This is a genomic window from Shewanella dokdonensis (assembly GCF_018394335.1).
GTDB lineage: Bacteria > Pseudomonadota > Gammaproteobacteria > Enterobacterales > Shewanellaceae > Shewanella > Shewanella dokdonensis.
This window is the reverse complement of the sequence record NZ_CP074572.1, coordinates 2,878,876-2,892,648: the sequence shown is the minus strand read 5'-3', so window position 1 is coordinate 2,892,648 and position 13,773 is coordinate 2,878,876. Positions and strand designations below refer to the sequence as shown.

Genomic DNA, 13,773 nt, shown 5'->3' with positions numbered 1-13,773 from the left:
GTATGAATATCTTTTTGAGACGAGTGCTCCCTCCTATTGCAATTATCCTAGTGGCGATTGTTGTAGTCGGTGTGTTGTTTGCCACTAAAAAACACCACCGCAAAAGCCGGAAGAAACCCCAATCCCGGTGGTGGATGTGTTAACGGTGAAGCCACAAACCGTATCACTGTCATTGCCATCCTATGGCACTGTTAATCCCAAGTTCAAAACGCAACTGGTCAGTGAAGTAAAAGGCCGTATCGTCACTATTGCGCCAAGCTTTGTTGCCGGTGGTATGGTCAAAGCTGGTGATGAACTAGCAGTGATCGAACCTTTTGATTATCAGGCCGACCTGCGTCAGGCAGAAGCCACGCTGGCACAAAACAAAGCGGCACTGGATGAAGAGATCGCCCGCGGTAAAGTGGCCAAAGTGGATTTTTCTGGCTTTAAAGGCGTCCCGCCGGAACTCGGCTTACGGGTACCGCAATTGAAAGAAGCCCAGGCGAATGTCAAATATGCGGAAGCCGCCCTGGATCGTGCCAAACGTAATCTGGAACGTACCGTTATCCGCGCGCCGTTTGATGGCTTGGTTCACAGCCGCAATGTGGATTTAGGCCAGTATGTCAGTGTGGGTAATGAACTGGGTGAACTGTATGACACCGCCATCGCCGAAGTGCGCTTGCCACTGGCGAACAAAGATCTGGCATATCTGGAATCCATCGATCATCCATTTACCGAAGTCACACTCAGCACTCAGCTTGGTGGCAAAACCCTCAACTGGCGCGCTACCGTGGTACGGAGTGAAGGGGTCATAGATCCAGACAATCGCATGGTGTATCTGGTTGCTGAAGTAAAAGATCCCTATCTGCGCCAATACCGTGAACCCGGACAACTGCCGCTGAAGTTTGGCAGTTTCGTCGATGCGGCAATTCAAGGGCGCTCCGTAGATGATGTTGTCAAACTGCCTAGCTATCTGGTGCGTAACAATCAAGTGGCCGTTATTGGCGCAGACAGCAAGGTGGAGATGCGTAAGGTCAATGTTGTCCGTACCGATCTGGACTCCGTCTATGTAAAAGACAGCTTGAAAGACGGTGAACGGGTATCGCTGACAACGCTCAACAATATGAGTACAGGTCAGTTGGTAAAGGTGGCGGGTCAAGATAAAGGCTCCTCCCATTCACCACAGGACGCACCGGATGAGCAGCGTCTAGCTAATGCCGGGGAACGCTGATGGAAAAGGAAACCGGAATTATTGCCTGGTTTGCCCGCAACAACGTTGCGGCCAACCTGTTGATGTGGATCCTCATTATTGGTGGTCTGGTATCAGCATTTACCATCAATAAAGAGGTGTTTCCCACTTTTGATCTCAACTATCTGCGGATTTCAGTAGCCTACCCAGGTGCCGCACCACAGGAGATTGAAGAAGGGATCACCATTAAGATTGAAGAAGCCTTGCGGGATGTGCCTGGCATCAAAAAAATCACCTCGGTTGCTGGTGATGGTGTAGGTAACGTCACCCTTGAAGTGCAGGATGGTTATGATCCCAAAGATGTTCTGGATGAAGCCAAACTGCGAGTGGATGCGATTTCCACCTTCCCGGCTGCCATTGAAAAACCCAACATCTATCGCATTCGGCCGGAAAATAACGTTATCTGGGTCTCTGTATATGGCGACTTAGCACCGCATGAGATGAAAGAGCTGGCCAAGACCATTCGTGATGAACTCACCAGTCTACCAGCGGTAACCCAGGCGAAAGTCACCGGGGTACGGGATTACGAAATCGGCATTGAAGTTTCTGAAGACAAGATGCGCGAATACGGGCTGACCTTTACTGAAGTGGCCCAGGCAGTACAGAACTCCTCTCTAGATTTACCCGGTGGCGCGATTCGTGCCGAAGATGGTGACATTCTGCTGCGTACCAAAGGGCAAGCTTATACCGCCGACGATTTTGCTAAAATCGTGGTAAAGACTCGGCCTGACGGCAGCCGCATCATGCTGCCCATGGTGGCAGAGATTAAAGATGGCTTTGAAGAACGGCTGGACTACACTCGTTTTGACCAGAAACCTGCGGCCATCATTGAAGTCACCAGCATTGACGATCAGAACGCGCTGACGATTGCTGATCAGGTGAAAGCCTACATTGCCAAACGCAAAGCCACCCTGCTGCTGGCGCGCAACTGGACTATTGGGGTGATTTAACCCATTACCTCAAAGGTCGCCTCAGCATGATGTTGTCCAATATGGCCTATGGGGCACTGTTGGTATTCATCATTTTGGCCTTGTTCCTCGATATCAAACTGGCCTTCTGGGTGATGATGGGATTGCCAGTCTGTTTCCTCGGGTCGCTGGCATTGATGCCGCTGGAGCCGTTTAATCTGTCGATTAACATGTTGACGCTATTTGCCTTTATTCTGGTGTTGGGGATTGTGGTAGACGATGCCATTGTTATCGGTGAAAGCGCCCATACCGAAGTGGAAGAGAAAGGTTTCTCAGTTGACAATGTTATCCGCGGCGCTAAAAAGTGGCGATGCCAGCAACCTTTGGGGTACTGACCACGATTGCGGCGTTTATCCCGATGCTGATGGTGCCAGGGCCGATGGGCATCATCTGGATCTCTATTGGCTTGATTGTCACCTTGTGTCTTAGCTTCTCGTTGATTGAGTCGAAATTCATTCTGCCAGCGCATCTGGCACACATGAAACAGAACCACGCCAAGCCAGGCTGGATGGGGCGCTTCCGCCAGGCATTCAATTCCAGAGTGCAGCACTTTATCAACCACAGTTACCGCAACTTTATGGAGCGGATGATCCCGCATCGCTACAGTGTGGTTGCGGTATTTATTGGTATTTTGCTGATCTCCATTGCCTTAGTGCAAACCGGCCATGTGCGCTGGGTGTTTTTTCCGGATATTCCTTCTGATTTCATTCAAGTACAGCTAGAAATGGATGAAGGCAGCTCCGAAACCAATACTCTGAAAGTGACGCAACAGGTAGAAGATGCGCTGTATGCCATGAATGACAAGATGGAAAAAGAGCTGGGCTACCCAGTGGTCAACCATAGTTTCATCAACATGGATAGCCGTACCTCTGCCTTCATTTTTGCCGAACTCACCAAGGCTGAAGACCGTGCCGTAGACGGTGTGGCGATTGCTGATGCTTGGCGAGCGCAACTGCCAGAAATGGTGGCGGTGAAAAACCTCAATATCAATGCCAGCACCAATGGTGGCGGTGGTGATATCTCTTTCCGGCTGATTTCAGCCAATCTGGAAGAGTTGTCAGCGGCGGCAGCGGAACTGAAACAGAAGCTCGCAACTTACGATGGTGTGTACGATATTGCCGATAATTTCTCTTCTGGCAGTCATGAAATCCGCTTGAAAATCCGCCCTGAAGCGGAAGCGCTGGGATTGACCTTGTCAGACCTTGCCCGCCAAGTACGTTACGGCTTTTATGGTTACGAAGCCCAACGTATTCTGCGCAACAAGGAAGAAGTGAAAGTGATGGTGCGCTATCCGCAGGAACAGCGCCGCACTGTGGGTTATCTGGAAAACATGTTGATCCGCACCGCCAATGGCAAATCTGTGCCGTTCAGCAGTGTGGCCGCCATTGAAATAGGTGACTCCTACAACTCGATTACCCGGGTGAATGGTCGCCGTGCAATCACCATTACCGCCAATGCTAACAAGCAAAAGGCTGAACCAGCCAAGATAGTCAGTGAGATCCAAGAGCAATTTATTCCGCAACTACAGAAAAAGTATCCCGATCTCGCTACTACCCTAGACGGTGCCAGCCAGGATGAACAGGACGCAGTTGTCGGTCTGGCCAAGGGCTTTATCTTCGCCATCTTCACCATTTATGCTCTGATGGCAATTCCGCTGCGCTCATACAGCCAACCGCTGATCATCATGTCAGTTATTCCGTTCGGCATGATTGGTGCGCTGTTTGGTCACCTGATACTTGGACTGTCGATGAGCGTGCTGAGTCTGTGTGGTATTGTGGCGCTGGCCGGGGTGGTGGTAAACGACTCACTGATTTTGGTGGACTTTGTCAACCGAGCAAGGGAAGAGGGCCACTCCACGCTGAAAGCGGCGATTAACTCAGGCTGTGAGCGGTTCCGGGCCATTATCCTGACGTCATTGACCACCTTTGTCGGGCTGGTTCCTATCATTATGGAAAAAAGCTTGCAGGCAAAAATCGTCATCCCCATGGCGGTGTCGCTGGCCTTCGGGATCCTGTTTTCTACCGTGGTAACACTGATCTTGGTGCCCATGCTCTATATTATTCTAGAGGACATTAAACGGGGGTTCCGCCGTTTCTATACTTGGTGGTGGAAACCCGCAGCCAAAGTCACAACACCTGTGACGGAAGAGCAATCCTAATGTAAATGCCGGTCCTTTGACCGGCATTTTTATCACCGCCTAGGAGAAACGCCATGCCAGCTCATGAGAAACTGAATTATCTGGAATTTCCAGCGGTTGCCCCCGAAGCCACCAAAGCCTTTTTTGCGGAAGTCTTTGGTTGGCGCTTTGTGGATTATGGGCCGGACTACTGCGCTTTTGACGGTGCCGGTATTGATGGCGGCTTTTACCGGGCACCAATGGCAGCCACCACCAGTAATGGCAGTATGCTACTGGTGTTTTATAGCCAAGATATTCTGGCAACACAGGCGAAAATTACTGAACATGGCGGCCGCATCATCAAACCGTTATTCAATTTTCCCGGTGGCTGCCGCTTTCATTTTCTGGAACCAAGCGGCAATGAGTTTGCGGTCTGGTCTGAAACCGTGGCTGAGTCCTGATTTTCTGATCCGGGTGACATTCACATCCAGCGAGAGGCACTACACTGCTGGCATCCATTTTTATTGCCGTTAACTATGAACACTCAAGCAAACAGTACCTTGGTCTATGATATCCGCCAAAGCCGTTATCTGAATATTACTGGCCGCTGCACCCTGCGCTGCACTTTCTGCCCGAAAAATAACGGCAGCAAGCAGCTCCACCAGTACCAACTGGCGTTAGACCATCAGCCATCGGCCAACGAAATCACGCCACTATTAGGTGATGTTAGCCAGTTCATTGAATATGTTTTCTGTGGCTATGGCGAACCAACACTCAATTTGCCAACCTTGTTGGCGGTCGCCAAGGAGATCAAACAACGCGGCGGTAGAGTGCGCGTCAACACCGATGGCTTGGGCAATCTGTTTCATCGACGCAATATTCTGCCGGAACTGAGCGAGTGGGTAGATGCCTTATCCATATCGCTCAATGCCCAGAACGAAGCCTTATACCAACTGCATTGCCAGCCAAAACTTAAAGGCAGTTGGCAAGCAGTGAATGCTTTTATGCAGCAAGCGCCACACTATATTGCCGACGTTCAAGTATCTGCCATTGATGGTCTGGAAGGGGTAGATATTCACGCTTGTCAGGCATTGGTAGAAGCTGCGGGCTGCCGTTTTAAATACCGCAAGTTAGGCGCGCTCGGTTGAGAGTATAAGCAGCACTGGCTGTTCGCCTTTTTCGTGTTAACATAACTGCCATCTCTGGTCGCCGTTCAAGCAGTTTGATGTTGAAAAAGAATCCCACTTCAGCGGACTCGCGATTGTTGTACCACCTTCGCGGTGTTCACTGGTCCCGTCAAAGGTTATTGGCTATTGCCAGTCAGCTGAGCATGCTGATCATCACCGTTTTTTTGATCACCAATGTGCTGATCACGCTAGGTGAACGCCGTTTGCAGGAAGAATGGGCGGTACAACGTTACAGTGAACTACAGACGGTTGGCACCCTGCTGGCTGACAAAATCTCCTTTCAGCAGTTTCGTACCCAGATGTTTTCACGCGCGGAGCCACTCAAACATTATCTCGATAATCCTGGCCATCAGGAAGAACAGCGGTTGCAGCAGAGCTGGCAGAGCCTAAAAAACAATATTCCAGAATTGATAGATATTGCCGTGTATGACGCCAACGGCAAATTGCGCCTTGCCAGCAGCGGTAATTTTAGCAACACCCCGTTATCAAAGACCTTGCTGGACAGTATCCGCAGTATGGGTGGCAATGATATTTACACCTCAACAGTGGAATTTGCGCCAGTTGAAGACAGATTAGAAGCCTATCAGATGCAGATGGCTTGGCTGGAAAATGCCGATCAGAGCATTCGCGGTTATCTGGTGACTTATAACTCTGTCAGCCAGATGCTACAGTCCATCAAGCCGGCATTTTCCAGCAACGACTCCCCGCTTTTATTGCTGGATGAACAGGGGCAGCTCTATGCTGGCGCCTCTAACCTCGACCCGTTGACAGGGATCCCAGATACACTCGGCAGTAGTCTGCGCCAGAGTTACCCACAGTTATGGCGGGATTTAGCCACCAATAATTTTGGTGAGTTTCATGGTGAACAAGCCACTTTTGTCTATCTGAAAATCCCTTTGGCATCCGCCAGCCAAAAAGACAGCGAATATATGTTGCTGTCTTATATTCGCAATGAAGATATCAGCGCCCGTTTTGCGCAGTGGCGCAACATTCTGCTAGTGACCGCAGTGGTCGTCACATTGCTGGCGGCGCTGGCGATGATCTTTATGCATCTGTTCCGCTTGGAGCAACGAGCCCGCCTCGGCAGTATTTTGCTGGCTGATGGACTGTTTCGTGCCGATTTTGGCTGTCTGCTGGTCAACGAAGGTGGCCGAATTATCTGTGCTAACGACCGGGCGACCGAGATCCTCAAACAGCGCCAGCAAGAGATTGAAAATCGCAGTCTGCAAAAATTATTAGAGCAAGATCAGCAGTGGTATGAGTCTGTGCGACAACAACTGCAACAGAACAAGGTCTGGCATGGTGAAGTCCAATTACAAGCCTTGGACAACATAGTGCTGCGCTTCAATATTCGGGTAGTAGGCGAAGGCCGCGATGGCTACGCGCTGATCTCCTTTGAAGATATCAGTGAACTCAAACAAGTACGTCAGGATGCCTTCCTCAATCAGTTGCTCAGCGATTCAGCCGTTGCTACCGCACTGCTCACCCCCACTGGCAAATTGGTACGCGTCAACGATACCTTCGATCAGTTGCTGCAACTCGACGGGAGCTTGCAACACACGCTCAGTGAATTGCTACAAAACGACCTAGATAATCAATGGCCACGCATCATGCAGCTAGTATCAACCCATGGACTGTGGCAGGGACAGATCCTCTGCCAAGAACACCGTCCCGGCTGCATACAGGCCACATTGAAGAGCTATCAGGACCGAGAAGGCGAGCTGAGTTATCTGATATGTACGCTTGAACGTGCCACCAATGTGCGGGAATTACCGGGCCCGCGCATTCCGCATCGCACCAAGGTGATGCCTGAACTGGAAGATCTGGAAAACTTCTTCAATGCCATGTCAGTGCCAGAGCAGCAACACAGTTGTCTGATGTTATTGGATATCAGTCCTGAAGCGCTGCTGAGCCATATGAGTGAGATTGAGTCGCTGGAAAGCCGCCAGCAGCAGGTGGAAATTCAGGTACTCAACGATTTGCCACGGGGCTATCAGATGGTGAACTGGCAGTTAGGCAAAATTGTGGTGCTGGTACCAGATACCGATGCGACCGCATGCCATCACTTTGCCGCCGCGACCTTGGAAAATCTTGCGCAGCACGGTTTGGCCGATGGCATCTGTATCGGCATTGCCGCCTATGTGACGGGGCAGACGTTGCAACAGTTCCTCAATAACGCTGAAATTGCCCTCAAACGCGCCAAACAGAGCGGCGAGCGCAATATCTGTCAGGCATTTACCCGTCAGGCTTGATGGCTATCTTTAGCGGCGCTATCACCATTTGCCGGGTAATCGCTGATGCGCGGCGCCGTACTATTATCCAGCCGGGTGGTTGCCGCCGGTAAAGTGGCTTCGTCCACCAGCTCATCAATCATAGGCAGTGTGTCGGGAATATCACTGAGACTTAAATCCACGATTTGCGACCAGTTCATGGTGATTTTGAAACGGGCATATTGTGGCGGTTGTTTCTCTTTCCGGCAGACCACCACCAAATTGATCTGATAACGCCGTTCCACCGCTTCTGAACTGATAGTGCCGTTGTCTTCCGAGTAGATTTTGTCCTTACCCCGTTCCAGATAGCGGGCAAACGGCACTAGGCTGAAGATCACCTGTTCCTGAATGGTGTTATATCCCGACAGAAAATCAGTATCTTCCACCTTGGTACTGATCCCATAATGCAGGATCTCCGCCTCAACTTTGTTCTGACTATGGCGCCGCCGCAGGATCTCCTGCACCGCCTCGGGTAAGTCCTTCTGGCGCATGAATTCGAGCCAAACCAACTGTTTGGCGATAAGATTCTGCGTGGTAGTGTCGCGCAGGATGCGGCTCCACCGTGGGCGCCCGCGCTGCACATAACGCCACATGGCATTACGCACATCATCTTTAAAGATTTCACGAGCGCCGTAGATCAGCGCTAACACCAACACCATCACCATGGTGACACCGTTAAAAACCCCTGCGCTTTGATGATAAGGGATGACACCACCAGCATCACCAAGGCCGTAGCCAAACCCGTAGTCAGTTTTTTCAGGCCAACGCCTAAGGGTTTGAGTTCCTCTTTAAGCACAACCCCTTGCTGGATTAAGCGCCGCAGCAACAACATCTTATTGGCGATGCGGTTAGGCTCGGTCATCGTCTGTGACGAGTTATATTTGTGATTTTCACGGTGATGCTGCTCCATGTGACACAGCGACAACACCTTGCCATGCACATGTTGGTATTGCTCCGGCTGCGGCGCATCTTTCAACAATTTCAGCAGTTGCTGCTCGCAAAACCAGGAAAGGTAGTTATCGGCATTCTCAAAGTAATGTTTCCATTTGGTATCGGCAGGCGCATTACGGCGGAAACGGCGCAATAATGTGGCACAGTGTACCGTCAGCTCATTGAGATCCTGATAAAACTGTGGTGTATCCGTCTGGCGCGACAGCTCCTTGGCATCATTTTCCATCGCCACCACAAACTGATAAGCGAACAGGTTCATGTACAGACGATACTCTTCCAGCGTGCGCTTTTTCTGACTGATGAAACGCGATTGCACCAGTGGCAGGTGTAGCCCTTGGGAATAATAAGAACGGCGCCCCAACACGGCACTGAAGTAATATTCTTCTTCGTCTAGGCTCTGCGGGCCAATCCCCATCTCTTTGGGCAACGAAAAGTACAGATCCAGCTTACGCCGTTCACCCACACCTAACAGATGGCTGAATTTAATGGAAAGCTGTTCTTCCTGCTTGATCCGTAGTTTTGACACGCTGCCTGACTTCTCCCACAAAATTCTTATGAATCATCATAATAGTTCAATAATGAGAGGAGAGAATAGCGGGTTTAGGGATGCAGTTAAAGGGTTATTGCTGTAGGCGACAAGCATAAACACCATTACCCGGCTGTACCCGCACCACGGCGTAATGTTGTTTGTCGTCAGCATCCAGCACTTCCAGCGTCATAGGATGTACTGCACGGTTTTTGAGGTTAAGACCACTGATATAGGACAGGTACTGCATGTGCTCAGGTGCTGGGCCATTAGCCTGCTGCTCCTGTTTATCACTCACCGCAATCTGATAGTTGATACCCGCCGCACCACGGGTGAGCTGGCCGTGCATCATCACACTGCCCGCGGCAGAACCATCGGTGTGAAAGTAGCGATAATTGACCAGCGCATCACGACCCGATGCCTGTAAGTCGAACAACAGAAAATACTGGGTCTGCTGCTGGTCATCATGATCATACAGCTCAGAACTGCAATTAAGCAGCAACTGACGCGGCTGACGCTGACCGCCATAATAAGTATTGGCTACCGCCACTAATGCCAATAACGCCAGCAGTAGCCAGGGCCAGGCTTTAGTCACAGAGATGAACCCCCTGGAGCCATTGTTGATTGATAAACCCCACTTGCCGACCGCTATCACCCGCCTTGATATTACGTAAGACTAAGTGACCATTACGCTCACCCTTGAGGCTGATATTCAGTATCTGCTTCTCATGGGAAATCGACAGATAGACCTGCTGCCAAGGTGATTGATGGCACTGGAGTAAGGCGGCAGAGACAGTATTGGCGGTGGCTTGCAGCAAGTGATTATTCACTCTGCTATTGGCAAACAGCAACAACTGCACTGATTGTCCAGATGGCAAAGTAACGGTTTGTTGTGCCAACGGCAATATCGCGTCACTGACCGGAAATTTCTTAATGAAATAGACGCTAATTCCGAGCATCAGCAGCAACAACATGATCACCACCACCATACGAGGTGCGGGATTGATTTGCTCACCCAACACATACTTTGGCGGTTGGGGCTGAGATAATGAGTTAAGCATAAATTTCGGGATCGTTTCCGTTATCAACATAAGGTTGCGGCAGCCACCCGTGTGATAGGTTTTTGCCATTGGCGCTCAGTATAGGCAGTGAAAACTAGCGGTACTGTGATCCTGGTAACCGGAAATCATGTGATTTACAGATCAATTTGCGAAATAGTGATCCATACCAAAGGTTGGTAATTTAGCTTGGGGAGCACTGGATTTAACAGACGTTGTGCGTCTCATGACAGGTGCAGCTATGACGCAGGAGAGTATTGCGGCATTGGCAACAACAAGCCGGATGCGCACTATGCTTAACTGACTGGGCTAACGCAGGCGTATCTGATGGATGATGCGACCACCAATCAGGCGTTTCTCTTGGCAGTTGCCAGAGCATAGTCATCACCAACAGCGCCATCGCAATAATAGCGCCATAGTGTTGCCACGAAATCCGCAAGCCACCGAAACCTCCGCTGTTAAGCCGCGGCTGCAGCTGTTGATGCAGGATATAGCCTTCTGTAGCAACGCGTTCCAACAGATGCCCCTGCGGATCCCCCAGCTTTTGCTGTAGTCGAACGATGCCGCGCACCAACAACTGCTCATTGGTGGACCCCAGACTCTGCATCAGCTGATAGCGAGATACCACTTGTTCCCGATGTTGCAGCAGGGCGTTCAATAAGCGCCGTTCAGCCAGCCGTAACCGCTGACATTCATTGCCAGCCAGAGAACGCAGTTCGCCCTGTTGTGCGGCATACCAATAGTTACCGAGTTGCATAACCCACCCGTGATTGTTAATGCCACGATTATAAAAAAGCAACGGCACCGAAACTGAGTGATCCAGCACGGTGCCGTCGCTTTATTCGAGAAGCGTGATCCACTTCTCAAGCTGTCGGACTGAGGCTAAAACTGCCGACAAGTTTTTGAAACAAGCAGTTAACTAAAACAGCCCACTGTTAAGCAGACGGTGCACTACAATACTCGCGATGTAGCCAAGTGCAATCACTGGTGTCCAACGCAGGTGTGAACCAAAGGTATAAATACCACGGGCTTGTCCCATCAGCGCTACCCCAGCAGCACTACCGATAGACAACAAGCTACCACCGACACCTGCGGTCATGGTCACCAACAACCACTGGCCAGTAGACATATCGGGGTTCATGGTCAAGACCGCGAACATCACCGGAATGTTATCGACCACAGATGACAGTACACCGATGGCAACGTTGGCATAGGTTGGATTCCAGTGACCATACAGAGCCTCTGAAACACTCGCCAGATAGCCAATAAAGCCTAGGCCACCGACACACATGATCACGCCATAGAAGAACAATAGTGTGTCCCACTCAGCGCGCGCGATACGGGAGAACACATCGAATGGCACCAGTTCACCCACATTTGCCAGACGTTTTTCATCGTGTGCACTTTCTGCTTCTTGGCGGATACGCGCCACCGCTTTATTAAAGTTACGACGCAGATAGAAACCAAAGCATTGTAACAGCCCCAAACCAGTCATCATCCCCAATACTGGCGGCATTCCCATGAAGGAGTGGGCACACACAGCTAAACAGATGGTGAACAGGAACAGCGCCACAATACGTCGAGCACCGGGTTTCATATGGACTTTCTCAACCATCGCAGAACTACCATGGTTAGAGATAAAGAAACTCATAATGGCGGCAGGGACAACAAAGTTCACCAGTGAGGGGATAAACAGATCAAAGAACTGCGAAAACTCAACAACACCTTTTTGCCATACCATCAAGGTAGTGATATCGCCAAAGGGGCTAAAGGCACCGCCAGCATTGGCGGCAACCACTATGTTGATACAGGCCACCGTAATAAAGCGTTTATCGTCGCCGGCCATTTTCATGACAACAGCACACATCAGCAGTGCGGTGGTCAGGTTGTCAGCGATAGGTGAAATAAAGAATGCCAGGAATCCGGTAATCCAAAATACCTGCCGCAGTGTAAAGCCTTTGCCCACCATCCAGGCACGCAAAGCATCAAACAATCGCCGCTCTTCCATTGCGTTGATATAGGTCATAGCCGCCAGCAGGAACAGGAACAGCTCGGCATACTCTTGTAAATCATCTTTGAACACGGTTTCCGCAATATGCGGCATGCCGTGCTGAGTATAGATAAAGCCGATAACACCCCAGATTAATCCCGCCGCCACAATCACTGGCTTGGATTTTCGGATGTGTAGTTTTTCCTCCATCATGACCATCAGGTAGGCCAGGACGAACATCGCGACTGCGAAATAGCCTACGCCGGAGTGGGTCAGTGACAACTGTGCCTCAGCTTCAGTACCTGCCAATACGGCGGGAGAAACCATGGCCAGCAAGCACGCCAGAACGACTGCAGGTCCTCGGTACATATGCTTCAACTTCATTTTTATCTCTCATATGGGAAGGGATTTTTATTAGAAACTACCATAGCCCCGCAGTGGTCGTGATGGATGATCAGTCAACTTCTGGTGACTCGGCATAGCAGATAATCTGTTATCCAGCCACGCGATCAACTGTTTTTTGTGGTCATGATCCCATGCTGAGACCAAGATCACAAAGGCACCCGAAGGTGCCTTTTAGTTGATCACAGAATAAGCGCCTGAACTCAGAAAGAGTACAGTAGCGTCATGTTGGTTTCTGTATCAGTGCTTTTCTTGTCATCCAGCGGATCACTGTTGTAGCGTACAACCACAGCAAATTTCATCGCCAGTGCGCCGATGATGTTAGCCGTGATGGAAGTTTCAGAACGGGCGTCCAGTTTATCACCATAATCGGCAACAAACATCTGCTTGAACTTGGAAGTTTCACTGATCTCAAGTTCATAGTTCAATACGCCGTGGGCCACCCAACTGGCTTCAGAGGTATAACCCAGTTCCTGGCGCTGCTCACTGTCCAAACGCTGATACTGATAGCCAGGACCGATTTCGCCATCAAGGAAACTGCCGTTGCCTTGATACAGACGGTAGCCGTAACCTGCCGCGGTATTGAATTTGTAGTCATAACCCGTAAAAGGGTCAACTTCGTAGCCACCCGTAGCAAACAGATAACTGCGGCCATCAAAGCGATAGTTGCCCTGGATACTGCCAAGATAACGTTTGGCAGTGACTTCGTCGGTGTCTTCCTTGTACAGACCTTCAATAAGATACTGATTTTCCCAGTTGCCGAGTTCTTGCTTCATTGCCAGTCGGCCTTTAACTGAGGTGGTATCAGTGTTACCTGTGGTCACTGTGGCACCTAACTCAGCTTCGCCGGCAAAGGTTGCATCGCCTTTCACAAAGTCGGACGCCGCATGGGTACAGGGGGCAATGGCTAACAACGCGGCCATCCCGAGCAGTGATTTCATATCATTCTCCAATTGTAAAACAGAAAGTTATCCCACTAAAAACGCCCGGATCTTAACATTCAACCGCAAAAATTGTGAAATAAACTGCAGTTATCCACAGCAAACCATGTATAACCGCAACATTATTTCAACACCC

The 13,773-nt window shown here is 50.3% G+C and carries 8 protein-coding genes and 3 pseudogenes; 5 read left to right on the top strand and 6 right to left on the bottom strand.

Annotated elements, in window-relative coordinates; genetic code table 11:
• Positions 1–2 precede the first annotated feature (2 nt).
• The 5 genes and pseudogenes from KHX94_RS13835 to KHX94_RS13815 all read left to right on the top strand — a co-directional run bounded on the left by KHX94_RS13835 (position 3) and on the right by KHX94_RS13815 (position 7,751).
• Positions 3–1,210, top strand: a pseudogene (locus KHX94_RS13835) (efflux RND transporter periplasmic adaptor subunit).
• Positions 1,210–4,354, top strand: a pseudogene (locus tag KHX94_RS13830) (efflux RND transporter permease subunit). Before KHX94_RS13835 ends, KHX94_RS13830 begins: the two co-directional pseudogenes overlap by 1 nt.
• Positions 4,355–4,407: 53 nt before the next feature.
• On the top strand, positions 4,408–4,773 hold the full coding sequence (locus KHX94_RS13825) for a VOC family protein (RefSeq protein ID WP_213681089.1): 366 nt from the start codon (positions 4,408–4,410) through the stop codon (positions 4,771–4,773).
• A 75-nt stretch (positions 4,774–4,848) separates the two neighbouring features.
• Positions 4,849–5,460, top strand: a complete 612-nt coding sequence (locus KHX94_RS13820) for a TatD family nuclease-associated radical SAM protein (protein ID WP_213681088.1) — start codon at positions 4,849–4,851, stop codon at positions 5,458–5,460.
• Between the two features lie 77 nt (positions 5,461–5,537).
• Positions 5,538–7,751, top strand: coding sequence for a PAS domain-containing protein (locus KHX94_RS13815; protein ID WP_213681087.1), 2,214 nt, complete (start codon positions 5,538–5,540; stop codon positions 7,749–7,751).
• A 98-nt stretch (positions 7,752–7,849) separates the two neighbouring features.
• On the opposite strand, the pseudogene KHX94_RS13810 reads toward KHX94_RS13815, so the two are convergent.
• The 6 genes and pseudogenes from KHX94_RS13810 to KHX94_RS13785 form a co-directional block, all read right to left on the bottom strand.
• Positions 7,850–9,246, bottom strand: a pseudogene (locus KHX94_RS13810) (hypothetical protein); the annotation flags it as partial.
• Between the two features lie 94 nt (positions 9,247–9,340).
• Positions 9,341–9,841 (bottom strand): hypothetical protein, encoded by a 501-nt coding sequence (locus KHX94_RS13805; RefSeq protein ID WP_213681086.1) that lies wholly within the window; start codon positions 9,839–9,841, stop codon positions 9,341–9,343.
• Complete coding sequence (locus KHX94_RS13800) at positions 9,834–10,307, bottom strand: hypothetical protein (protein ID WP_213681085.1); 474 nt, start codon at positions 10,305–10,307, stop codon at positions 9,834–9,836. Before KHX94_RS13800 ends, KHX94_RS13805 begins: the two co-directional genes overlap by 8 nt.
• Positions 10,308–10,509: 202 nt before the next feature.
• Entirely contained in the window at positions 10,510–11,061 is a 552-nt protein-coding gene (locus KHX94_RS13795; RefSeq protein WP_213681084.1) for a helix-turn-helix domain-containing protein, read from the bottom strand.
• Positions 11,062–11,223: 162 nt separating this feature from the next.
• Entirely contained in the window at positions 11,224–12,678 is a 1,455-nt protein-coding gene (gene nhaD / locus KHX94_RS13790) for a sodium:proton antiporter NhaD (protein WP_213681083.1), read from the bottom strand.
• Between the two features lie 221 nt (positions 12,679–12,899).
• The gene (locus tag KHX94_RS13785) at positions 12,900–13,637 is read right to left on the bottom strand and encodes a DUF481 domain-containing protein (RefSeq protein ID WP_213681082.1); all 738 of its coding nucleotides are present in this window, start codon (positions 13,635–13,637) and stop codon (positions 12,900–12,902) included.
• Between the last annotated feature and the right edge of the window lie 136 nt (positions 13,638–13,773).